Annotated in this window: 22 protein-coding genes, 1 other RNA gene and 1 pseudogene; 20 read left to right on the top strand and 4 right to left on the bottom strand. The window is 63.9% G+C overall.

All coding sequences use genetic code 11. The features are described from left to right. The first annotated feature begins 26 nt into the window (after positions 1-26). On the top strand, positions 27-395 hold the full coding sequence (locus MA04_RS05980; RefSeq protein WP_262459776.1) for a YidH family protein: 369 nt from the start codon (positions 27-29) through the stop codon (positions 393-395). 13 nt (positions 396-408) lie between these two features. Further along, positions 409-732, top strand: coding sequence for a DUF202 domain-containing protein (locus tag MA04_RS05975; RefSeq protein WP_262459775.1), 324 nt, complete (start codon positions 409-411; stop codon positions 730-732). Between the two features lie 37 nt (positions 733-769). Here the strand turns inward: MA04_RS05975 and MA04_RS05970 are convergent, their stop codons facing one another. Genes MA04_RS05970 through MA04_RS05955 form a run of 4 tightly spaced genes read right to left on the bottom strand, consistent with a single transcriptional unit; the run spans position 770 to position 4098 of the window. Further along, positions 770-1339, bottom strand: coding sequence for a BON domain-containing protein (locus MA04_RS05970; protein ID WP_163126356.1), 570 nt, complete (start codon positions 1337-1339; stop codon positions 770-772). After that, positions 1339-1926: a phosphoheptose isomerase gene (locus MA04_RS05965; RefSeq protein ID WP_085942845.1), complete on the bottom strand. Its 588-nt coding sequence runs from the start codon at positions 1924-1926 to the stop codon at positions 1339-1341. Before MA04_RS05965 ends, MA04_RS05970 begins: the two co-directional genes overlap by 1 nt. Then, positions 1926-2294 (bottom strand): YraN family protein, encoded by a 369-nt coding sequence (locus MA04_RS05960; protein ID WP_163126354.1) that lies wholly within the window; start codon positions 2292-2294, stop codon positions 1926-1928. Before MA04_RS05960 ends, MA04_RS05965 begins: the two co-directional genes overlap by 1 nt. Before the next feature lie 4 nt (positions 2295-2298). Then, positions 2299-4098: a penicillin-binding protein activator gene (locus MA04_RS05955; protein WP_262459774.1), complete on the bottom strand. Its 1800-nt coding sequence runs from the start codon at positions 4096-4098 to the stop codon at positions 2299-2301. Positions 4099-4227: 129 nt separating this feature from the next. Here MA04_RS05955 and rsmI point away from each other — a divergent pair, with 129 nt between their 5' ends. The 18 genes and pseudogenes from rsmI to ftsZ all read left to right on the top strand — a co-directional run bounded on the left by rsmI (position 4228) and on the right by ftsZ (position 23448). Then, a complete protein-coding gene (gene rsmI, locus MA04_RS05950; protein ID WP_163126350.1) occupies positions 4228-5085 on the top strand; it encodes a 16S rRNA (cytidine(1402)-2'-O)-methyltransferase in 858 nt (285 codons plus the stop codon). A gap of 218 nt (positions 5086-5303) precedes the next feature. Further along, positions 5304-5661: RNase P RNA component class A (gene rnpB, locus MA04_RS05945), an RNA gene on the top strand. A 104-nt stretch (positions 5662-5765) separates the two neighbouring features. Continuing rightward, positions 5766-6578 (top strand): MBL fold metallo-hydrolase, encoded by an 813-nt coding sequence (locus MA04_RS05940; RefSeq protein WP_262459773.1) that lies wholly within the window; start codon positions 5766-5768, stop codon positions 6576-6578. 320 nt (positions 6579-6898) lie between these two features. Continuing rightward, entirely contained in the window at positions 6899-7342 is a 444-nt protein-coding gene (mraZ, locus tag MA04_RS05935; protein WP_014995825.1) for a division/cell wall cluster transcriptional repressor MraZ, read from the top strand. A 17-nt stretch (positions 7343-7359) separates the two neighbouring features. Then, a pseudogene (gene rsmH, locus MA04_RS05930) lies at positions 7360-8273 on the top strand (16S rRNA (cytosine(1402)-N(4))-methyltransferase RsmH). Positions 8274-8341: 68 nt separating this feature from the next. Next, positions 8342-8536, top strand: coding sequence for a cell division protein FtsL (gene ftsL, locus MA04_RS05925; protein ID WP_262459884.1), 195 nt, complete (start codon positions 8342-8344; stop codon positions 8534-8536). Then, complete coding sequence (locus MA04_RS05920) at positions 8533-10272, top strand: peptidoglycan D,D-transpeptidase FtsI family protein (RefSeq protein WP_262459772.1); 1740 nt, start codon at positions 8533-8535, stop codon at positions 10270-10272. Before ftsL ends, MA04_RS05920 begins: the two co-directional genes overlap by 4 nt. Beyond that, positions 10269-11741: a UDP-N-acetylmuramoyl-L-alanyl-D-glutamate--2,6-diaminopimelate ligase gene (locus MA04_RS05915; protein ID WP_262459771.1), complete on the top strand. Its 1473-nt coding sequence runs from the start codon at positions 10269-10271 to the stop codon at positions 11739-11741. Before MA04_RS05920 ends, MA04_RS05915 begins: the two co-directional genes overlap by 4 nt. Further along, complete coding sequence (locus MA04_RS05910; RefSeq protein WP_262459770.1) at positions 11738-13069, top strand: UDP-N-acetylmuramoyl-tripeptide--D-alanyl-D-alanine ligase; 1332 nt, start codon at positions 11738-11740, stop codon at positions 13067-13069. Before MA04_RS05915 ends, MA04_RS05910 begins: the two co-directional genes overlap by 4 nt. Then, positions 13070-14152, top strand: coding sequence for a phospho-N-acetylmuramoyl-pentapeptide-transferase (mraY, locus tag MA04_RS05905; protein WP_014995819.1), 1083 nt, complete (start codon positions 13070-13072; stop codon positions 14150-14152). Between the two features lie 2 nt (positions 14153-14154). Beyond that, entirely contained in the window at positions 14155-15480 is a 1326-nt protein-coding gene (gene murD / locus MA04_RS05900) for a UDP-N-acetylmuramoyl-L-alanine--D-glutamate ligase (protein ID WP_262459769.1), read from the top strand. Further along, on the top strand, positions 15473-16627 hold the full coding sequence (ftsW, locus tag MA04_RS05895; RefSeq protein WP_240342759.1) for a putative lipid II flippase FtsW: 1155 nt from the start codon (positions 15473-15475) through the stop codon (positions 16625-16627). Before murD ends, ftsW begins: the two co-directional genes overlap by 8 nt. Then, on the top strand, positions 16624-17691 hold the full coding sequence (gene murG / locus MA04_RS05890; protein WP_262459768.1) for an undecaprenyldiphospho-muramoylpentapeptide beta-N-acetylglucosaminyltransferase: 1068 nt from the start codon (positions 16624-16626) through the stop codon (positions 17689-17691). Before ftsW ends, murG begins: the two co-directional genes overlap by 4 nt. Beyond that, the gene (gene murC / locus MA04_RS05885) at positions 17681-19132 is read left to right on the top strand and encodes a UDP-N-acetylmuramate--L-alanine ligase (RefSeq protein ID WP_262459767.1); all 1452 of its coding nucleotides are present in this window, start codon (positions 17681-17683) and stop codon (positions 19130-19132) included. Before murG ends, murC begins: the two co-directional genes overlap by 11 nt. Continuing rightward, positions 19132-20094 carry a D-alanine--D-alanine ligase gene (locus MA04_RS05880; RefSeq protein ID WP_262459883.1) on the top strand — a complete coding sequence of 321 codons (963 nt, stop codon included), beginning with the start codon at positions 19132-19134 and terminating at the stop codon, positions 20092-20094. The genes murC and MA04_RS05880 overlap by 1 nt, the downstream gene beginning before the upstream one ends. Next, positions 20087-20920, top strand: a complete 834-nt coding sequence (locus MA04_RS05875) for a cell division protein FtsQ/DivIB (protein ID WP_229682984.1) — start codon at positions 20087-20089, stop codon at positions 20918-20920. The genes MA04_RS05880 and MA04_RS05875 overlap by 8 nt, the downstream gene beginning before the upstream one ends. A 19-nt stretch (positions 20921-20939) precedes the next feature. Beyond that, positions 20940-22175, top strand: coding sequence for a cell division protein FtsA (gene ftsA / locus MA04_RS05870; protein ID WP_026948624.1), 1236 nt, complete (start codon positions 20940-20942; stop codon positions 22173-22175). 109 nt (positions 22176-22284) lie between these two features. After that, positions 22285-23448: a cell division protein FtsZ gene (ftsZ, locus tag MA04_RS05865; protein WP_163126332.1), complete on the top strand. Its 1164-nt coding sequence runs from the start codon at positions 22285-22287 to the stop codon at positions 23446-23448. Positions 23449-23561 lie beyond the last annotated feature (113 nt).

Below are 23561 nucleotides of genomic sequence, written 5' to 3'. Positions count from 1 at the left end.
TGGGCGCCGCAAAAAAAGGGGCTGTTTTGAACTCAACTCGTCGCTTGCGGTGGTGGTCTCTGGATAAAGGGGAGGCACCGGACCCGCGCTTCACATTGGCTAACGAACGCACTTTCCTGGCATGGATTCGTACCGCTTTGGCGTTGTTGGCGGGAGGCATTGCCATGGAAGCGTTTGCCAATACCTTATTCTCGCCCGCTGTCCGGCTTGGTTTGGCTGTCGCTCTGATCGTTCTGGCTATGGGGGTCAGTGCTGGCGCCTGTCTGCGCTGGTTGAGAATCGAGCAGGCTATGCGCGAAGACCGCCCGATCCCGCCGCCGTTTCAGATTCCGGTGTTGTCCTTGATGGTGGCAATGGTGACGTTATTGCTCGCGGTGCTGCTGTTGTCATCGTGACTGATGGTGATTGATGGGGCATCGTTTGCACGCGGACCCTGGATTGCAGCCTGAGCGCAACTGGCTTTCCTGGCGGCGCACCATGGTATCCCTGACGGTGGTTGGTGTGATATTGATGCGCTGGCTGCCGCATCATTCCGGAGTTTCCCATGGGCTTATGGTGCTAGCACTGTTTTGCGCTTTGTTGATCGGCAAATCGCTGTATCGCCGCTATTGTCTGCAGGCTGGTTACATGAATAGAGGGGGCGCGTTGCCAGCCACGGTTTCAGTGGTGTGGTTGTCAGTGGCGGTGTTGTCGCTGGCGACCGCCAGTCTGGTGGCGGTGCTCGGAAGATGATCAGGCAAGAGGCGGCGGTAGGGCCGCCCCGGATGGATCAGTCGATGTATTCGATAATCTTGACGATCTTCTGCACGCCGCCGACTTTTTGAACTTTTTGCACCGCCTGGTCGGCTTCTTCATGGGTGAGCAGCCCCATCAAATAAACCACGCCGTTCTCGGTGACCACCTTGGTGCGCATGCCAGGGGTATCGCCGCTCAGCACCAGGCGGCTTTTCACCTTGGTGGTGAGCCAGGCGTCGTTGGTGCGGGCCATGGCGGAGTTGTTGCCGGCCACGCGCAGTTCATTGTGGACGTTGCGCACATGGCGCACTTCGCCGGCGATATTTTCCGCCTGGGCTTTCAGTGATTCACTGGCCACCTGGCCGGCCAACAGCACATTGCCGTTGAAGCTGACCACGACAATGTGGGATTCGTCCAGATCGGCGCTGGTGCGGGCCAGATTGATCTTCACCTTGCGCTCGATGTTGCCGTCCTCGATGAACGCCCCGAAGGTGCGGGAGCCGTGGTCCTGATCCACCGGCTGCTCCGACATGTTCTTGGTCATGGTGGTGCAGCCCGTGGTGAGCAGGGCGGCCAACAACACGATCAAACCGGTGACGCGCATCAGGCTCCTCCGAACAGCTGTTGATCGATAAAATCACACAGGGAGTGAATCACCAGAAGGTGTACTTCCTGAATGCGGGCAGTGGAGTGCGCCGGCACCCGGATTTCGATGTCCTGGGGGCCGTACAGGTTCACCATCTCGCCGCCTTCCCGGCCGGTCATCGCCACGACCTTCATGTCACGGTCGTGGGCCGCCTGGATCGCCTGGATCACGTTGGCGGAATTACCGCTGGTGGAAATCGCCAGCAGCACGTCGCCGCTGTTGCCAAGCGCGCGCACCTGCTTGGAGAAGATCTCGTTATAGCTGTAATCGTTGGCGATGGAGGTCAGGGTGGAGGAGTCGGTGGTCAGTGCCACCGCCGGCAGCGCCGGGCGCTCCATTTCGAAGCGGTTGAGCAATTCGGAGGAGAAGTGCTGGGCATCGCCAGCGGAACCGCCATTGCCGCAACTGAGAATCTTGCCGCCGTTGAGCAGGCATTCCACCATCACCTGGCCGGCCATGGCGATCACCTCGGGGAGCACTTCCCCGGCCTTTGCCTTGGTCTCCAGACTTTCGGCGAACAATTGCCTGATGCGATCCACACTCATCATTCGTCTCCGTAAAAAGCGTTTTGCACCCATTGGTAACGGACCTCTCCGTCACCATCCGGTTCCAGTCCGAGCACGTCGAAACGGCAGGGATGAGAGCCCCAGCGGGCATTATGAGCCAGAAAATGACGGGCGGCGACGTGCAGCCGCCGTTGTTTGGCGCGGGTCACCGAGGCCAGCGCGCCACCGTAGTCGCGACGGCTGCGCCAGCGTACCTCAATGAAGACCAGGGTGTCGTGGTGGGTCATGATCAGGTCCACCTCGCCTCGGCGGCAACGGTAGTTCCGCGCCACCGGGCGCAGGCCCCGCTCCCGCAACCAGCGCAAGGCCTGCCACTCCGCCCGTTGACCACGCCAGGCGCCGAGCATCGGATCAGGGCGTCAGCAGCGGGCTGGGCAGACCCCCTTTGAAGGTGGCCCACTGCAGTTGGCGCACCACACGTTTGCCGTCCAGGTGCAGCACGCCGGTGGCGCCGGACAAGGTGCTGCCCGGGGCGCTGTTCAGCATGGGCAGCCGGGCCTGCAGACGGAAGGCGTCCACGCCCATGGCGAACAGGCGCGTGTAACGACCGTGGCCATCGGGCCAGTTCGCCGCGGCCATATCCTTGAGACGCTGGTCCGGGTTCAACACCCAGGGCATGTCCACGAACTGGACCCGGTCCAGATCCTGGTCGCGGCGCGGATCAGGGACTCCGCCGTAAATGTACGAGGTGCTGTGCACCGGCAGATAGCGGGCGTAGTGGTAGTTCAGGGCCGGTTTGACCTGACGTCCCTGGTCGGCGTTGGCTACCAGGAACACAAACGCCATGTCCTCCGGGCCGCGGGGGCGGAATTCCTTGCCGCCGCTGGAACCGAGATTGCTACGGGCTTCATCGAGGAAGGCTTTCACCGAGCCGCCGATATCGTCATCGGCGTAGGTGCGGCTGGCCACGATGGAGCCACCTTGTGACTGCCAGGCATCACTGAACGCCTCGGCGACGCGGTAGCCCCACTCCGAATTGGGGTAGAGTACGCCTGCTCTCACCGCGCCGGCGGCGGAGCCGTCACGGGCCACCTGACGGGCCTCGTCTTCCGGCGCCAGGCCGAACTGATAGAGGCCGTTGCCGCCGTCGTCCAGGTAATTCAGCGCCAGAGTGGGCACCGGCGGGGTGCCGAGTGCGGCGATGGCGGCGACCTGGTCCTTGGCCAGCGGGCCGATCACGAACTGAGCACCATCCATCACCGCCTGCTGGTAAACCTGGACGGCATCGGCGTCGGCGGTATCGTAGAAGCGCAACTCGGGGGTGTAGTCGCCGTTATCACGGGCCAGATAGTAGCCCGCCATCAAACCGTCATGGAGAGCGTTGCCGGCGTAGGCGAGCGGGCCGCTTTCCGGCAGCAGAACCGCGACCCGGGCCGGCCGCTCCTGCGCGGCGCGGCGCATGGCGTTGAGGGTCTCGGGCAACTGTGCCTGAGCCGGGTGCTGCGGCCAGCGCTGCTGCCAGTCGTTGATGCGCGCCACCTGATCATCGAGACCAGCCTGGGCGTCGCGGTAGATGTCCGCCAGTTCCAGCCAGCCGAGCAGATCACCGCTGGCGCCCTCGGCTTCCCGCTGCAATTGGCTGCGCGGTACACGCAGCAGCGCCTGCCAGGTCATATCCTGGTTGTAGGCGCGGTCGGAGCGCCCCAGTCGCGGCTGGATTTCGACCCGCTCCTTGAGGCTTTCCATCAAGTTGTCGTTGAGAGCAAGGGCATCCGCCCGCAGCAAAGCCAGGCGTGCCTGCTGATCCGCGGGCAGGGAGCGGATGTCCCCCTGGTAATTGTTGAGCAGATCCAGCGCCTGTTGCGGTTTGCGTTGGCCAAGCAAGGCCTGGGCACTCAACTGCAACCAGCGGAAACGCTGATCCATGCTCTGGGCGCCGCCGCGCACCAGGTCCAGCACTTCACTGGCTTCCCTGGCCCGGTCGTTGACCAGGTAATAGCTGGCCCACGATAGGGCGGTATCGGTCCGCGCCGGATCCGCCATATCACCAAGGCGTTGTCTTGCGGATTCGGTGCTGGAAGGGGCTTCACGGGCGGGAGCCGTGTCCATGGCGGGGGTGCCGGTGCGCTGGTACGCCCCCGGTGTCTGGACGCAGCCGGTGATGGCGAGGATCACCAGCAACGCGGCCCATTTAACCTGTCTCAATTCCATGACGGTGGGATAACCCTTTGCTACTGCGGGAATGGAGCCGGTATTGTAGGGACTTTCCGACTCGCGAATAACCCCCGGCGGCGCTGCGCGCCCCTTCTCTTGCCCTATCAGTGAGACAGAGCACGTAAAATGACCCGACCCTGCCACGACGCCGAAGCGGGCTACCTGTACGTAGTCAGCACACCGATCGGTAATCTGGACGATATTTCCCGGCGCGCCATCCAGGTGTTACAGGAGGTGGATTGGGTGGCCGCCGAGGACACCCGGCACAGCCAGGGGCTGATGCAGCAACTGGGGATTTCCCCCCGCCTGATCAGTTGCCACGACCACAATGAACAGCAACGGGCTCCGGATCTGGTGGCACGGCTGGCCGATGGCGAGAGTGGCGCATTAATCAGCGATGCCGGCACGCCGCTGGTCAGTGATCCGGGCTACCGTCTGGTACGGGCTTGCCAGGACGCCGGGGTGGCGGTGGTGCCGATCCCCGGGGCCTCGGCGCTGCTGGCGGCGCTGGCGGTGGCCGGCCAGCCCAGCGACCGCTTTTTGTTTGAAGGTTTTCCGCCGGCCAAGGGCGCCGCCCGTGAACGGGTTCTGGAGCGCCTGGCCGCCGCTGACGTGACCTCCATTATTTACGAAGCGCCCCATCGGGTGCTGTCCCTGCTTGAGGCATTGGCACCGAAAGTGGCACCGGAGCGGGAACTGACCCTGTGCCGGGAACTGACCAAGCGCTTCGAAACCGTACGCCGGGGACCGGTCGCGGAGGTGCTGGAATGGGTGCGCGCCGACAAGGACCAGCAGCGTGGAGAACTGGTGCTGGTGCTGGGACCGGCGCTGCAAAGCGACCAGCTCAGCGAGCGCGACCGGGCCCTGGCCCGCGCCCTGCTGGAAGAACTGCCCCTGTCCCGCGCCGCCCGCGTGCTGGCCGCGCATACCGGGCTCAAGCGGCAGGCGCTGTACAACTACCTGGAAGCAGTTAACAGTGAATAGTGAATAGGTAACAGCGAAAAACAAGAGGCGTTGCGGTTTTGCAAAACGCCCTTGCTTATCCGCAATTCTTGGTTTGGTGCCCGAGCCTTCTTTGAAAAGCGGGAAGAGTGCCTCCTGGGGCTGGGCGCGGCCTGGTACCTTTAAGGACACTCTGTCGCTGCTCGCGCAACTATTAACTATTCCCTGTTCACTATTAACTGAATCCATTATGCTGCGCCCGGGTCGGTCAGGCAGCCGCTGGCGGGAAACCGCTGGAGGAAAGTCCGGGCTCCACAGGGCAGGGTGCCAGGTAACGCCTGGGGGCCACACTGGTGACGGTGTGGCTACGGCCAGTGCCGCAGAAAATAGACCGCCTGTTCCTTCGGGGGCGGGTAAGGGTGAAAAGGTGCGGTAAGAGCGCACCGCGCCGCTGGTAACAGCGGTGGCAGGGTAAACCCCACCCGGAGCAAGACCAAATAGGGATCCAATGGCGTGGCCCGCGCTGGATCCGGGTAGGTCGCTAGAGGTCCCCGGTGACGGGGATCCCAGATGAATGGCTGCCCACGACAGAACCCGGCTTATCGACCGGCCCACCTTATTGCCTCAATGTCGGGACCCGTCCTGGACGGGTCTTGATACAGATCAAGTGCCCTCCGTCGCGCCTATGCAAAATACTTGATTTACATCAAGGAGGAGGCGCGATGACACGGGCGGATATTCTGTTCCAACAGGGCGATCACGTGGTGGCCAGATTTCATGATCTGGTCCAGGGCGAAGGCGTGCAGGCCAATCAGTTCGCCATTCGCCATGGCGAACAGGGCGCGCTGATCGATCCCGGCGGCGATCTTACCTATACCCCTCTGACCATCGAATTGAGCCGTCATCTCAACCTGCGTGATCTCACCTACATTCTGGCGTCCCACCAGGACCCGGATATCATCGCCTCGCTGCCGCGCTGGATGTTGCATTCCCACTGCAAGGTGGCGGTATCCCGGCTCTGGTCGCGGTTTCTGCCCCATCTGGCGTCCACCTTTGTCACTTCGCGGGTGGGCGAGCAATGGCAGGAGCGGATTCTGGCGCTGCCGGACAAAGGGGCGATATTGCCGTTCGCGGATTCGGAACTGTGGGCCTTGCCCGCCCACTTCTTGCATTCGGTGGGTAATTTCAGTTTTTACGATCCACTCAGCCGCATCCTGTTTTCCGGTGATATCGGCGCCTCTCTGGGTGGGGAGGAAGGCGAGGTGAGCCGTTTCGAGGATCACATTCCGGCCATGGCCGGGTTTCATCGGCGCTACATGGCTGGCAACCGTGCTTGTCGCTACTGGGTGCGCATGGTGCGGGAATTGAGTCCGGCAATGATCGTGCCGCAGCACGGGGGCTATTTTGCGTCTCGAGTGACCATTGGGCGCTTTCTGGATTGGCTGGAACGGTTGGAATGTGGCCCCGACTTGATGGGGGTGGAGCATTACCGGCTTCCCGGGAGAGTTGGCGCTCACCCAGAAAGAACAAAATAAACATTAAATATAATTTATTATTTCTAAATGATCTAATACTTAAAGTGCTTTCTCAGCTCCAGGGCGCAGCTGTCTGATTAGTTTCAGAACCAATTTCCCCTCCTTTATTCCCCTTTCAATGTGACACAGCTAACAAACTGATTTTCAAGGAATTTCTTTTACATTCGCCAATGTCGTGAAACTTGACTTGTGAAAAGCGCTGGCCATAGAGTGTCGCAATGTGGTGAAAAGTGGGATGAAGTGGGAAAAAGGCTTCATCCGGTGTGGCGAAGTGGGACGGATGACCGCTCCCAATGCTCCGACATAAAAGGGGAAGGCCAGTGTTCAATGGGCGTACCGCGCTCAATCTGGATGCAAAAGGTCGGCTGACCGTGCCGACGCGCTACCGTGAGTCGCTGAACAGCGCTTGCGGTGGCCGCGTCGTGCTTACTCAGCACCCCTATGACGCCTGTCTGGTGATGTACCCGTTTCCCGAGTGGCGTGAGATCGCCCGCCAGGTAGCCGCGCAGAGTGACGCCCACGCCCAGGTTCGTGCGTTGAAGCGCCGGTTCCTGGGGCAGGCGGTGGAAATGGACATGGACGGTAATGGTCGTCTGCTGGTGCCGCCGGAACTGCGGGACGTGGTCGGGCTGGAGAAGCGCGCCATGTTGGTGGGGCTGCTGCACCGCTTTGAAATCTGGGCCGAAGACACCTGGAACGAACTCGAACAGCAGAACCTGGACCAGGAAGCCATGCCCGAGAGCGTGCAGGCTCTGTCGTTCTGACGCCGCGAGGTCATGGCATGAACAACGGGAAGCAGTACGCACACCAGCCGGTGATGCTGGAGGAGGTACTGGAAATGTGGTTCACGCGGGACGACGGCTTCTATGTGGACGGCACCTTTGGCCGCGGTGGCCACAGTCGTGCCTTGTTGTCCCTGCTGTCGCCCGCCGGGCGCCTGACGGGCGTGGACCGTGACCCGCAAGCGGTGGCCACCGGTGAGCAACTGGAGGCGGAAGATGCCCGGTTTTGTATTCACGCCGGCCGTTTTGACTGTCTGCCGGAGCTGGTGAGTGAGGCCGGGCGGCCGATTGACGGTCTGTTGCTGGATCTGGGTGTGTCCTCGCCGCAGTTGGACGACGCCAGCCGCGGGTTCAGTTTTCTGCGCGACGGTCCGCTGGACATGCGCATGGATCCGGGCAGTGGTGAAAGCGTGGCCGACTGGCTGGCCCGCGCCGAGGAAAAAGACATCGCCGATGTGTTGTATCGCTTCGGCGAGGAGCGCAAGTCACGGCGCATTGCCCGTGCCATAGTCGCGCGCCGTCAGGAAACGCCGTTGCGGACCACCCGCCAACTGGCCGATCTGATTGAGTCGGTGCTGGGCAAGGGCGATCCAGGCAAGCATCCGGCGACGCGCAGCTTCCAGGCCCTGCGCATCCACATCAACAGGGAGTTGGAGGCGCTGGAAGCGACTCTGGCACAAACGCTCGAGAGGCGGGCGTCTCGCCGTTATCAGCTTCCATTCTTTGGAAGACCGGCTGGTGAAGCTGTTTATCCGCGACCAGTCCGGCATGGCGCCGCGGCCTGCCGCTGGGTGAGGAAACACCACAGCGGCTGCGGCCGTTGGGCAAGGCCCGGCGGGCCGCGGAGGAAGAAGTGCGGCATAACCCACGCGCCCGCAGCGCGGTGCTGCGCGTGGCGGAGCGGGTGGCCTGATGGCCCGCTGGCTGCATTGGCCGTTGCTGATCCTGGTAGTGGGGTCGGCACTGGCCGTCAGTTATACGGTGCACGAGGCACGCCGCCTGACCGATGAGAGTCAGCGGCTGCAACGGCGCCAGGCGCAACTGGAAACCCAGTGGGGCCAGTTGCTTTTGGAACACAGCACCTGGGGCAGTTACGCCCGGGTGGAGAGCCTGGCCAGAGAAAAGCTGGGCATGAAAGTCCCGACCACCGATGAGCGAGTGTTGACACGGCCATGAGCGCCAACAAACGCAAAGCGACACGCAAACCGGTCGCCAGCAAACGCTGGACCGGCAGACGCTGGCACCTGGTGCTGGCGTTCTGGCTGGTGTGCGCCAGTGTGTTAGTGGTGCGGGCGGTGGACCTGCAGGTGGTCGAGCATGAATTCCTGGCCCACCAGGGCGATATTCGCAATTTGCGGGTGGAACCCCTGGCCGCCAATCGGGGCGTGATTCGCGATCGCAATGGCCGGCCGCTGGCGGTCAGTACTCCGGTGGTGACGCTGTGGGCGAACCCCCAGGAAGCGATGGAGAATCAGCAGCAATGGTCCAAGCTGACCGGCAACCCGATTATTGACCGGGCGCATTTCGCCCGGCGCGTGAAAGCGCATGCCAGCCGGGAGTTCATCTATCTGGCTCGTGGGTTGGCGCCGGAACAGGCGGAATCCGTACTGTCCCTGGGCGTGCCGGGTGTCTATTCGCTGACGGAGTACCGCCGCTATTACCCGGCCGGTGAAGTGACCAGTCATGTGGTCGGGTTCACCAACATTGATGAGCAGGGCCAGGAAGGCGTGGAACTGGCCTTCGACAAGCAGCTCACCGGCGCGCCGGGCCGCAAAAAAGTGGTCCGTGACCTGCTGGGACGGGTGATTCAGGACATCGAACTGATCGAGCCGGCGCGTCCGGGTGAGGATGTCACCCTGAGCTTGGATCTGCGGTTGCAGTATCTGGCGTACAAGGAGCTGATGTCCGCGGTGCAACGTTTCGGTGCCACCGGTGGTTCGGTGGTGGTGCTGGACGTGAAGACCGGCGAGGTTCTGGCCATGGTCAATCAGCCGGGCTACAACCCCAACAACCGCAGTGGCATCAATACCTCCAGCCTGCGCAACCGGGCCGTCACCGACCTGTTCGAGCCCGGTTCCACGGTGAAACCGTTCACCGTGGCCGCGGCCCTGGAGCAGGGCATGGTTACCCCCGCCACCGCCATTAATACCCACCCGGGCTATCTGCGTGTGGGGCCGAAAACCATTCGCGACCATCGTGATTATGGCGTCATCGATGTGACCACGGTGTTGACCAAGAGCTCCAACGTGGGCACCAGCAAACTGGCGCTGTCCATGGATCAACAGGTGTTGCCGGCCATGCTCGAGCGGTTCGGCTTCGGCCAGCCCACCGGCGTGCGCTTTCCTGGCGAGAGCGGCGGGGTGCTGCCGATCCGTGCCAAGTGGCGTGATGTGGAACGGGCGGCGCTGTCCTACGGCTATGGTGTCAGCGTGACGGCTCTGCAACTGGCACAGGCCTACGCCATTCTCGGTAATCAGGGGCGCCGGGTGCCGCTGTCCATGATCAAGGTGGATGAGGCACCCCAGGGCGAGCGGGTGATTGGCACGGATACCGCCCGTGCCATTGTCGACATGCTGGAAACCGTGGTCGGCCAGTTGGGCACCGCCCGCCGTGCCCGTATCCCCGGTTATCAGGTGGCGGGCAAGACCGGCACGGTGCACAAACTGACCGCCACCGGCTATGCCGAACACCGCTATCAGGGCATTTTCGCGGGTCTGGCGCCGGCCACCGATCCGCGCATCGCCGCCGTGGTGGTGATCGATGATCCGGACCAAAGCGCCTACTACGGCGGTCTGGTGGCGGCGCCGGTATTCTCCACCATTGTTGGCGGCGCCCTGCGTGCCATGCACGTGCCGCCGGACAAACCGGAAGGGGTCATCGCCGGTGAGCCGGACGGGGAGGGTCGCACATGATCACCCTGGGCCAATTGCTGACCGATCTTGCATTGCCGGCCGACCTGGCCGGCTTGCCGGTTATGGCGCTGCGGCTGGACAGCCGGGCGGTCCGCCCCGGTGATGTGTTCCTGGCGGTGCCCGGATTCCGTGCTGATGGCCGCAGTTATATCGGTGCCGCCGTCGAGGCCGGAGCCGCGGCCATCCTGCAGGAAGGCGACGCCTTCACCGTTGACCAGAGCGGCGCGGTGCCGCGCATCGGGATTCCCGGGCTTGGCCGCGGGATCGGTACCCTGGCCGCCCGTTTTTATGGCTGCCCCGCCAACCAACTGAACGTTGTCGGAGTGACCGGCACCAACGGTAAAACCAGTATTACCTGGTTCCTGCGCGACGCCCTTGACGCCGTCGGCCACCGCTGTGGACTGGTCGGTACCCTGGGGGTGGGACTGAAAGGGGAAGAAGCGGATACCGGCCACACCACGCCGGACCCGATCACCCTGCAGTCGGCATTGTACGGTCTGCGGGAAAAAGGCGCCGATTACGTTGCCATGGAAGTGTCCTCCCACGCTCTCGATCAGGGGCGTCTGGGGGACACCAGAGTGCCCTGCGCGGTGTTCAGCAACCTCAGCCGCGACCATCTGGATTACCACGGCAGCATGGACGCCTATCTGAACGCCAAGTGTTCTTTGTTCACCCGTCCGGGGCTGGCCATGGCGGTGATCAACACCGACGACGAGGCCGCTTCCACGCTGGTGGCCAGCCTTGACGATGGTGTGCGTTGCGTGACGTTTGGATCCACGGATGGCGCCACCGTTCGTTGTCTGGAGCATCGCGCCCTGCCAGAAGGCATGGAAATGGTATTGAGCGTGGGTGGCGAGCCGGTATCCCTGCGTCTGCCGCTGTACGGCGACTTCAATTTGAGCAATGTGATGGCGGTGGCCGGTGTTCTGCACGGATTGGGTTGGGACAACGAGGCGCTCAGTCAGGGACTGGGCGCGCTGACGTCGGTGCCGGGACGGATGGAATCCCTGTGCCAGCCGGGGCAGCCGGTAGTGGTAGTGGATTACGCCCATACACCGGACGGTCTGGAGAAGGCCCTGAGCGGTGTGCGCGGTCATTTCCCCGGTCGGCTGTGGTGCGTGGTGGGTTGCGGCGGTGACCGTGACACCGGCAAGCGCCCGCTGATGGGCGCGGTGGCGGAAAAGCTGGCCGACCGCGTGGTGCTCACCAGCGATAACCCGCGCAATGAGGCGCCGGAAGGCATCATCGAACAAATCCGTGGTGGCATGAACCGGCCGCAAGCAGCGCTATGTCTGAGCGACCGGCCCGAAGCCGTGGCCAGGGCCATCGCCGAAGCCGAGGCCGGTGATGTGGTATTGATCGCCGGCAAAGGCCACGAACGTTATCAGGAAGTGGCCGGCCATCGTTATCCCATGGACGATCGGGCGCTGGCCCGGGCGGCGCTGGCACGCCGGGGAGGGCAGGCATGATGCGTCTGTCACGGATCAGCGAGTGGACCGGTGGCGTACTGCGCGGCGCCGACCGGGATATCAGCGCGGTGTCCACCGATACCCGCCGATTGTCCGCTGGTACCTTGTTCGTGGCCCTGCGTGGCGAACGCTTCGACGGCCATGCCTTCCTGGAGCAGGCCCGTGAAGCCGGCGCCGTGGCCGCGCTGGTGGAAACCGATCAGGACGTTTTCGAGTCCCAGGTGACGGTGGCGGATTCGCGCCGTGGGCTGGGCCTGCTGGCGGCGGGTTACGCCGCCGGATTCGCGATTCCCCGGGTGGCGGTGACCGGCAACGCCGGCAAGACCACGGTGAAGGAAATGATCGCCGCGTTGCTGGGCGAAGGGACCCTGGCGACCCTGGGCAATCTCAACAACGACATCGGGGTGCCACTGACCTTGCTGCGGTTCGATGACCAGGTGCGTCAGGCGGTGATCGAACTGGGTGCCAATGCGCCGGGCGAAATTGCCTGGACCAGCTCGCTGGTACGGCCGCGGGTGGTGTTGATCACCAATGTGACCGGCGCTCATCTGGAGGGCTTCGGCACCATGGAAGGCATTGCCCGCGCCAAGGCGGAGATTTTCTCTGGCTGTGCGGCGGGTGCCACCGCGGTGATCAACAACGCCGATGGCTTCGCCGACTTCTTCGCCGGGGAAGCGGCCAAGCGCGGTTTGAACGTGGTCCGCGTTGGCGGCGCGGATGGCGCGCTGCGTGCCGAAGAGGTGGTTCTGGAGGACGCCGAGGTGCGTTTCCGGCTGATGCCTCAGGGACTGCCGGTGCGGGTGCCGCTGGCCGGCGCCCACCAAGTAGAGAACGCTTTGTTGGCACTGGCAGCCGTCAGTGCTCTGGGGGTTGAGCTGGCCGACGTGATCGGCCGCTGGCAATCGCTGAGTCCGGTGCCGGGGCGGATGAATCTGAAGAAGCTGGGGAGCGGCCTGTTGGTGGATGACACCTACAACGCCAATCCCGGTTCGGTGCGGGCGGCGGTGCGCTGGCTGGCCGACCGGCCGGCGCCGCGAACTCTGGTGCTGGGGGCTTTGGGGGAATTGGGGCCCGGCGCCGGCGACATCATGCGTTCCCTGGGCGAAGAAGCGTCCCGGGATCTGGATGTTTTGATTGCCATGCCCGGGGCGGAAGCCGCCGCGGCGGGCTTCGGCGAAGGCGCCGTTCTGGCGGCGGATCACGATGACGCCGCCGCGCATGCCGGCACGGTTCTCGACGCTGGCGGCACGGTATTGGTGAAAGGCTCACGCACTGCCCGCATGGAGCTTGTGGTGCACCGGCTTGAAGAACTCAAGGGGGGACACTAAATGCTGCTTTGGCTGGCGGAGAATCTATCGAGCCTGTACAGCGGATTCCTGGTTTTCCAGTACATCACCATGCGCGCCATCATGGCGGTGCTCACCGCGCTGTTCCTGGCGTTCTGGATCGGGCCGGTGATGATTCGCAAACTGCAGGAAAAACAGGTCGGCCAGGCGATCCGGGACGATGGCCCGAAGAGCCATCTGAGCAAGGCCGGCACGCCGACCATGGGCGGCGGCCTGATCCTGGTTTCCATCGCCGTGGCGACGCTGCTGTGGGCGGACCTGTCCAATCGGTACGTCTGGGTAACACTGGGCGTGCTGGTGGTGTTCGGCGCCGTCGGCTGGGTGGACGACTGGCGCAAGGTGATCGAAAAGAACCCGCGCGGCCTGCCCGCGCGCTGGAAATACTTCTGGCAGTCGGTGGGGGCGCTGGGCGCGGCACTGGTGCTGTTCTTCACCGCACAAAGCCCGGCGGAAACGCAATTGATCGTGCCGTTCTTCAAGAACGTGGCCATCAACCTGAGCTGGTTCTATGTGGTGCTGACCTATTTCGTCATCAACGGCACCTCCAACGCGGTCAACCTGACCGATGGCCTGGACGGGCTGGCGATCATGCCCACCGTGCTGGTGGCGGCGGCGCTGGGTATTTTCGCCTACGCCAGTGGCCACGCCGAGTTCGCCACCTACCTGCAGATCCCCTATATCGCCGGTGCCGGCGAACTGGTGGTGATCGTCGCCGGTCTGTGCGGAGCGGGGCTTGGCTTTCTCTGGTTCAACGCCTATCCGGCCCAGGTGTTCATGGGCGATGTGGGCGCGTTGGCGCTGGGCGCGGTGCTCGGCGTGATGGCGGTGATCGTCCGCCAGGAAATCGTGTTGTTCATCATGGGCGGCGTGTTCGTGATGGAGACCGTGTCGGTGATGTTGCAGGTGGCGTCGTTCAAGCTCACCGGTCGGCGCATCTTCCGTATGGCGCCCATCCACCACCACTTTGAACTGAAGGGGTGGCCGGAACCGAAGATCATCGTCCGGTTCTGGATTATTACCGTAATGCTCGTACTGGTGGGTCTGGCGACCCTGAAACTGAGGTAAGGATGACGAAGGACGCGTTTGATCTGGTCATTGGCCTGGGTGTTTCCGGCCGCTCCGTGCTCCGCTATTTGCAGGGGCAGGGTATGGCCGTGCGCGCTCTCGACACCCGTCAGTCCCCGGCGGGCCTGGATGATCTGCACGCGGAATTCCCCAAACTGAAGGTGCATACCGGCGGCTTCAAGAAAGGCTGGATGGAACGTGCCCGCCGTCTGATCGTCAGCCCCGGCGTGGCGATTTCCACCCCGGCCATCGCCGCGCAGATCGCGGAAGGCAAGGAAGTGATCGGCGACATCGAACTGTTCGCCCGTGCCGCCAGCCGCCCGCTGGTGGCGATCACCGGTTCCAATGCCAAGAGCACCGTCACCACCCTGCTCGGTGAAGTGGCCGAAGCCTGCGGCCGTCAGCCGGGGGTTGGCGGCAACCTGGGAATCCCGGCGCTGGATCTGTTGGCCAGCGACGCCGGTCTGTACGTCCTGGAGCTGTCCAGCTTCCAGCTGGAGACCACCTACAGCCTGAATGCCCAGGTGGCCACGATCCTCAATGTGTCCCAGGACCATCTGGATCGCTACAACCGCTTCAGTGACTACCTGGCCGCCAAGCAGCGCATCTACGACGGCTGTCAGGTGGCGGTATGGAATCGCGATGACGTGGCCACCCGCCCTCAGGTGCCGGTGCCGCGGGAAGTGACCTTCGGCAGCCACCCGCAAGCGGACTATCGGCTCGACAGCGACCGGAACGCTCTGCTTTACAAGGGCGAAACCCTGTTGACGCTGGACCAACTGACGCTCACCGGCCATCACAACGCCATGAACGTACTGGCGGTGCTGGCCATGGCCGATGCTCTGGGGCTGGAACGGGAGACCGCACTGGCCACGGTCTGTGCGTTCCAGGGCTTGCCCCATCGCTGCCAGAGGGTGGCGGAAACCGGCGACGTGCGCTGGTTCAACGATTCCAAGGCCACCAATGTGGGCGCCACGCTGGCGGCGTTGACCGGCATTGGCGAGGCCATCAATGGCAAGGTGATTCTGATCGCCGGCGGGCAGGGCAAGGGGCAGGATTTCTCTCCGCTGGCGGAGCCGGCCCGGCAATACCTGCGCGCGGCGCTGCTGCTCGGTGAAGACGCGGACAAGGTGGCGGACGGTCTGATTGGCGTGCCGCGTGAACGGGTTGAGACCATGGCCGAGGCGGTGACGCGGGCGCGGCAACTGGCCCAGCCCGGTGATGCGGTGCTGCTGTCGCCGGCCTGCGCGTCCTTCGACATGTACAGCGGCTACATCGAACGTGGCGATGATTTCGCCCGTCACGCCCGGGAGGTGAGCCATGGCTAGTGTGCTCATGCGTCCGCGGACCGGGCAGCTCGATCAGGTTTTGATGTGGTCGGCGATCGGCTTGACGTTGGTGGGGCTGGTGATGGTGACGTCCGCCTCGCTGCAGATTGCCGAGACCCGGCTGGACAACCCGTTCTATTACGGCATTCGCCATGGCACCTATTTGCTGATCAGCCTGGGTGTGGGCGCCGCCGTGTACTGCTGCGTGCCGCTGGCACTGCTGGAGCGGCTGCGCTTCGCCATGCTGCCGGTGGCGGTGGTGGCGCTGGTTTTGGTGTTCGTACCCGGCCTGGGCCGTGAAGTGAACGGCTCCACGCGCTGGATCGCGCTGCCGGGTATGACGATTCAGGCCTCCGAAATCGTCAAGTTGTGTTTCGTGCTTTACCTGGCCGGCTATGTGGCACAGCGCAAGGCGGAGCTGGAAACCCAGTGGAAGGCCTTTTTCGTGCCGCTGGGGGTGTTGGGACTGCTGACTTTCATGCTGTTGCTGGAACCGGATTTCGGCGCCGTGGTGGTGCTCGGTATCACCACCATGGGCATGTTGTTCCTGGCCGGTGTGCCGACCCTGCGATTCCTGCTGATCGGGCTGGTGGCGGTGGGCCTGGCGGCCTTGGTGGCCGTGGCGGAACCCTATCGGGTGGCGCGGCTGATGAGTTTTCTCGATCCCTGGGCGGATCAGTACGGATCCGGCTACCAGCTGACGCAGAGTCTGATCGCTTTCGGCCGCGGCAACTGGTTCGGCGTGGGTCTGGGCAACAGCGTGCAGAAATTGTTTTACCTGCCGGAAGCGCACACTGATTTTGTTTTCGCGGTGCTGGCCGAAGAGTGGGGACTGTTCGGCACCCTGCTGCTGATTTTCGGCTTCGGCCTGCTCGGCTGGCGCGTGTTCCGTATTGGTCACAACCTGGAACAACGGGGTTTTCTCTACCACGCCTATGTGGTTTACGGCATCGCCTTTGTGTTATGCGCCCAGGCGTTCATCAATCTGGGAGTCAATATGGGTGTCCTGCCCACCAAGGGGCTGACTTTGCCTTTTGTCAGCTATGGCGGTTCCTCGCTGGTAATTTCCGCGGTGATGGTGGCGCTGGTATTGCGCGCCAGCGCGGAGCAGCAGGAACTGCAAGCGCGGGGGAGGGCGAAGCGATGAGCGGGACCATCCTGATCATGGCCGGCGGTACCGGCGGCCACGTTTTCCCCGCCCTGGCCGTGGCCGAGCAATTGCAGGCCGCTGGCCACCGCATCCTCTGGCTGGGTGCCGAGGACGGCATGGAAACGCGGCTGGTACCGCGTTACGGCTTCCCGGTGGCGACCCTGGGCGTGGGCCGGCTGCGCGGTGGCGGCCTCAAACGCAAATTGATTGGTCCGCTGCAGTTGATTCGCGCGGTGTGGCAGGCCCGGTCCGTGATTCGCCGTGAGCGGCCGGTGCTGGTGGTGGGCTTCGGTGGCTTCGTCAGTGCGCCCGGCGGTCTGGCCGCGCGGCTGTGCGGTGTGCCTCTGGTGATCCATGAACAGAATGCGGTACCGGGAATGACCAACCGGTTGCTGGCCCGCTTCAGTGATCAGGTGCTGGAAGGCTTCGAAGGGGCCATGCCCGGCGCTATCTGGGTGGGTAATCCGGTACGCGAGGACATCACCGGCCTGAACGATCCGGCCCAGCGCTACGCCAGCCGGCGCGGCCCCCTGCGGGTGCTGGTGCTGGGCGGCAGCCAGGGCGCTCTGGCCTTGAATCAGGATTTGCCGGAACTGCTGCTGGCCGCGCTGGGGCCACACCTGGAAGTGCGCCACCAATGTGGTCGTGGCCGCGCCGAGGAGGCCCGGCCGGTATACAAGGCGTTGGGGCTCAACGCCACGGTGACCGAATTCATCGATGACATGGCGCAGGCCTACGACTGGGCCGATCTGGTGGTTTGCCGTGCCGGCGCCTTGACCGTGGCGGAAGTGGCCGCCGCCGGTGTAGCGGCGTTGTTCGTACCGCTGCCGACGGCGGTGGACGACCACCAGACCCTCAACGCCAACTGGCTGGTGGATCGCGGCGCCGCCCTGATGCTGCCGCAGCGGGATATGAACGCCAGCGCCCTGGCGCGCAGTCTGGCCGGCATGACCGAGCGGGATGCGCTGGCGGAACTCGCCTGCCGCGCCCGTCAACTGGCCATCGCCGACAGCGCCGAGCGGGTGGCCCGACTTTGTGAGGAGGTGGCCGATGGCCGATAACGTCGCCGCCAGTAACCAGGCCGCCAACAGCCATGTGGTGCCGGAGATGCGGCGCATTCGCGGCATCCATTTTGTCGGCATCGGCGGCGCCGGGATGTGCGGTATCGCCGAGGTGCTGGCCAACCAGGGCTACCAGGTCAGCGGCAGTGACATCAAGGAGTCGCCGGTGGTGGTACGTCTGCGCCGGCTGGGCGTGCGCGTGGACATTGGCCACCGCGCCGAGAACATTGAAGGCGCCGACGTGGTGGTGACCTCCACCGCGGTGAGCGCGGATAACGTGGAAGTGGCGCGTGCCCACGAGTTGCGTATCCCGGTGGTGCCGAGAGCGCAGATGCTGGCGGAGCTGATGCGCTTCCGTCACGGCATCGCGGTGGCCGGTACCCACGGCAAGACCACCACTACTTCCATGGTGGCGGCGATTCTCGGTGAGGCCGGACTGGACCCGACTTTTGTCATCGGCGGCCGTCTCAACAGTGCCGGCACCAACGCCCGCCTGGGTCAGAGCCGTTATCTGGTGGCCGAGGCGGACGAGTCCGATGCCAGCTTCCTGCACCTGCAGCCGATGAGTGCCATCGTCACCAACATCGATGCCGACCATATGCACACCTACGGCGGTGATTTCGCCCGCCTGGAGAATACCTTCATCGAGTTTCTCCACAATCTGCCGTTCTACGGCGTGGCGGTGATGTGCGTCGATGATCCGGTGGTGCGCCGATTACTGCCGCGGGTGAACCGGCAGGTGATCCGCTACGGCTTCGACGAGGACGCGGATCTGCGTGCCGAAGCGGTCAGCGCCCACGGCATGAGCACCAGTTTCCGGGTGGTGCGCGCCGAGGGTGAACCGCTGGAGATCACTCTGAACATGCCGGGGCGTCACAACATTCTGAATGCGCTGGCGGCGATTGCCGTGGCCAGTGATGAAGGGGCTCCGGATGAGGCCATCGTGCGTGCCCTGAACGGCTTTAGCGGGGTGGGCCGGCGCTTCGATGTGCTTGGTGAATATCCCTGCCAGGGCGGCGGCGCCACCCTGGTGGACGATTACGGTCACCACCCCCGGGAAGTGGCCGCCACCGTGGCGGCGATCCGCGAGGGCTGGCCGCAACGGCGGCTGGTGATGCTGTTTCAGCCGCACCGTTATACCCGGACCCAGGACCTTTACGAGGATTTCGTCGAGGTGCTGTCGCGGGTGGATGTGCTGCTGATGCTGGAAGTGTATGCCGCCGGCGAGGAGCCGGTGCCGGGCGCCGACGCTCGTGCCCTGTGTCGCAGTATCCGTCAGCGCGGCCAGGTGGAACCGGTGTTCGTCGACGACCCGGCGGAACTGCCCGCCTTGCTGGAGAACCTGCTGCGCGACGGTGATCTGCTGGTGACCCAGGGGGCCGGTAACGTGGGAACGATCGCGCGGGATCTGGCCGAGCGGGTGAGAGGAGAACGGTCATGATGATCGATAACGCCATGAAACAACGATTGGCACGCATCGGTCGGGTGGCGGTGCTGGCCGGCGGCAGCTCGGCCGAGCGCCCGGTATCCCTGAAAAGCGGTGCCGAGGTCCATCAGGCGCTGCGCCAATTGGGATTGATCGCTGAGTTGGTGGATCCGTCGGAAGTGGGGGTCGAAACCCTCAAGGGCTTTGACGTGGCCTTCATCGCCTTGCACGGCCGTGGTGGCGAGGACGGCGTGATCCAGGGCGTGCTGGAACATCTCGGTGTGCCGTACACCGGCTCCGGGGTGATGGCTTCGGCCATCGGCATGGACAAGGTGCGCAGCAAATGGCTGTGGAAAGGCGTCGGCCTGCCGACCCCGGCGTTCCATGTGGTGGGCGCGGATGATGACGGCGAGGCGCTGGCCGAATTGGGCTTCCCGCTGATGGTGAAGCCGGCCCATGAAGGTTCCTCCATTGGCATGGCCAAGGTGGAGGACGAGACGCAGCTGCGCAGGGCGCTGGATGACGCCCGCCAGTACGACAGCGAAGTGCTGGTGGAGGCCTGGGTCAATGGCTCCGAGTACACCGTATCCGTGGTCGGCGAGCAGGTGCTGCCGGCGATCCGGCTGAAGACACCGAATCAGTTCTATGACTACGAGGCCAAGTACCAGTCCAACAGCACCGAGTACCTGTGTCCGGCGGGGCTCAGCGACGAGGACGAGAGCGCACTGCGGGCGCTGTCGCTGCGGGCCTTCAAGGTGGTGGGCTGCCAGGGCTGGGGGCGCGTCGATGTGATGCGTGACGAACAGGGTCGCTGGCAACTGCTGGAAGTGAACACGGTGCCCGGCATGACCGACCACAGCCTGGTGCCGATGGCCGCCCGTGCCGCTGGTGACGAGTTTCCGATTCTGGTGGCGCGGATTCTGTTGGACGCGGTGGACCGGTTCCCGCCGCGCAAAGGAGGTAAACGCCGTGGCTAAGGCGCCTCGCCGTCAACAGGGAGTGCAACCGCGTTCCCGTGGTGCTTCCAGCGTCCGGCGCAAGACGCCCCGGGTGCCGCTGCGTGAGCGCCTGGCGGCGGCGGTGCCGGCGGTGCTGGTGGCCCTGGTAGCGGCGGTGCTGGTGGGCGGCGTGATTTACCTGCCACGGGTGTTGGATCACTACCCGGTGCGCAAGGTGGGCGTGGACGGTGTCACCGACGTCCGCCGTCAGCAGCAGGTGCAGACCAAGCTGGCCACCCTGGTGCGTGACGCCAACTACTTTACCGCGCCATTGGACCGGATCTATGACCAGGCGCGGGAACTGAGCTGGGTGGCGGATGTCTCGGTGCGGCGCCAGTGGCCGGATACCGTGGTGCTCACCGTCACCGAGCGGGAACCGGTGGCGGTGTGGAACGAGACCTTGCTGGTCTCCAATACCGGCGAACCGTTCAAGGCGCTGAAGCAGTACGACCTTTCCGGTCTGCCGCGTCTGAACGGACCGGAACAACGGCTCGACGAAGTAATGAGCTACTACCACAGCATGGCCAAACTGCTCAGCGACATTGGCCTGGGGATCGAGCGGATGGAGGTGAACGCGCGTCTCACCGCCCGCCTGACCCTGAATAACAACATGCAGTTGGTGGTGGATCGGGAACAGTACGTGAACAAGCTGCGCCGCTTCGTGCGGTTGTACCGCGGGGTGCTGAGCACCGACAGTCGCGGCGTGGCCCGGGTGGATCTGCGCTACGCCGATGGCGTGGCGGTCACCTGGCGGGATGACCAGGACGCGCAAGCGGCATCCGCCCGCCGGGCGGGCAAAGTATAACGGATCGAGGCAGGCGCTAATGGCGAACGCAATGGACAACATGATCGTGGGACTGGACATCGGTACCTCCAAGGTGGTGGCGATCGTGGGTCAGGTGACCAGCGAAGGCACCGTCGAGGTGGTGGGCCTCGGGTCGCAGCCCTCCCGCGGCATGAAGAAAGGCGTGGTGGTGGATATCGAGGCCACGGTGCGCTCGATCCAGCGGGCGGTGGAGGAGGCGGAACTGATGGCCGGCTGCCAGATCCACTCGGTCTACGCCGGCATCGCCGGATCCCACGTGCGCAGCCTCAACTCCCACGGCATCGTCGCCATCCGTGACCGGGAGGTGATGCAGGCGGATATCGACCGCGTCATCGATGCCGCCCAGGCGGTGGCGATTCCGGCGGACCAGAAGACCCTGCATGTGCTGCCACAGGAATACGTGGTGGACAACCAGGAAGGGGTGCGCGAGCCAGTGGGCATGAGCGGGGTGCGCCTGGAAGCCAAGGTGCACCTGGTGACCTGCGCCGTGAACGCGGCCCAGAACGTGGAAAAATGCGTGCGCCGCTGCGGTCTCGAAGTGGAGGACATCATCCTCGAGCAATTGGCCAGCGCTTATTCGGTACTCACCGAGGACGAGCGTGAATTGGGTGTATGCATCGTCGACATCGGCGGCGGTACCACCGATATCGCCATCTTCACCGAAGGGGCGATCCGCCACACCGCCAATATTCCGATTGCCGGTGATCAGGTCACCAACGATATCGCCATGGCGCTGCGCACGCCGAAGCAGCACGCCGACGAGATCAAGATCAAGTACGCCTGCGCGCTGACGCAACTGGCCGGTGCTGACGAAACCATCAAGGTGCCGAGCGTCGGCGATCGGCCGCCGCGCACCCTCAGCCGTCAGAATCTGGCGGAAGTGGTGGAGCCGCGCTACGACGAACTGTTCACCCTGATCCAGGCGGAAATCCGCCGGTCCGGGTACGAGGACCTGATCCCCGGCGGCATTGTTCTGACCGGTGGCTCCTCGAAGATCGAAGGCGCGGTGGAACTGGCGGAGGAGATTTTTCATATGCCGGTACGGTTGGGTACGCCGCAGGGCGTGGCCGGGCTCACCGACGTGGTGCGCAACCCGATTTATTCCACTTCCGTGGGCCTGCTGCTCTACGGGCTGCGGATGGAGAAGGAAGGTCTGAGCGCGCGCGCCCAGGCCGGTGGTGGACAGGTGAACTGGGTCGAGCGCTTCAAGCGCTGGTTCCAGGGCAATTTTTAAGTGTCTGACGTCCGGCGTCAGACACTTTAACGGTTTCAAAACGGGCCGGACAGGTTGGCCCGATTTGGAAAAGGCAGTAACCAGGGAAGCAACAAGCGGGAGATCAATTATGCAATTCAAACTGGAAGATTCCGTACCCCATGGCGCGGTGATCAAAGTGGTGGGCGTTGGTGGTGGCGGCGGCAACGCCGTGGACCACATGGTGCGCTCTAACGTGGAAGGCGTGGATTTCATTTGCGCCAATACCGATGCACAAGCCCTGCGCAACTCCTCGGCCAAGACCGTGATTCAACTGGGCAGCCAGGTGACCAAGGGTCTGGGTGCCGGTGCCAATCCGGAAATTGGCCGGCAGGCGGCGCTGGAGGATCGTGACCGCATCGCCGAGTTGCTCGACGGCGCGGACATGGTGTTCGTCACCGCCGGCATGGGCGGTGGTACCGGTACCGGCGCGGCGCCGGTGGTGGCCGAGATCGCCAAGGAACTGGGTATCCTCACGGTGGCGGTGGTGACCAAACCGTTCCCGTTCGAGGGCAAGAAGCGCATGCGCTCCGCCCAGGAAGGCATCCAGGCCCTGCGTGACCAGGTGCACTCCCTGATCACCATCCCCAACGAGAAGCTGCAGTCGGTGCTGGGCGGTTCCACCACCCTGCTGGACGCTTTCAAAGCGGCCAACGAAGTACTGCAGGGCGCGGTGAAAGGGATCGCCGATCTGATCGTCCGTCCCGGCATGATCAACGTCGACTTCGCCGACGTGCGCACGGTGATGAGTGAACTGGGTACCGCGATGATGGGTACCGGTATCGCCACCGGCGACAACCGGGCCTCCGAAGCCGCTCAGGCCGCCATTTCCAGCCCGCTGCTGGAAGATGTGGATCTGCGTGGCGCCCGTGGCATCCTGATCAACATCACCGCCAACGAGTCCATCGCTCTGGATGAGTTCTCCGAGGTGGGTGACATCGTCAGCGAGCTGGCCAGCGAGGAAGCCAATGTGATCATCGGCACGGCCATCGACCCGGATATGGGCGACAATATCAGTGTGACGGTGGTCGCCACCGGTTTGGGTGCCCAGCAGGAACTGAAAGTGGTTCGTGGCCGTCAGAACTCTCTGGGCGCGGAAGGCCGGGTGGACTACAACGACCTGGAGCGTCCCGCCGTCGAGCGTCGTCGTGCTGTGCAACAAAGCATGGGCGGTTCCGGCCGTGGCGCGGTGAATACCGCGGAAGATCTGGACTTTATTGATATCCCGACCTTCCTCCGCCGTCAGGCCGACTGACGGCGGCGCGGCTAACGGCGCGATAGGCACGGTCAATGGTGCGGTAAGAGGATTTTGGGTATACTTATCCTCTTATAACGCTTCGAGGATGGCAGTATCCTTATTTTTCAGGA

The sequence above is a fragment of the Alloalcanivorax balearicus MACL04 genome, from assembly GCF_025532145.1.
Classification (GTDB): domain Bacteria; phylum Pseudomonadota; class Gammaproteobacteria; order Pseudomonadales; family Alcanivoracaceae; genus Alloalcanivorax; species Alloalcanivorax balearicus.
Note: the sequence above shows the minus strand (reverse complement) of the source record. Positions and strands in the feature narration are given on the sequence as shown.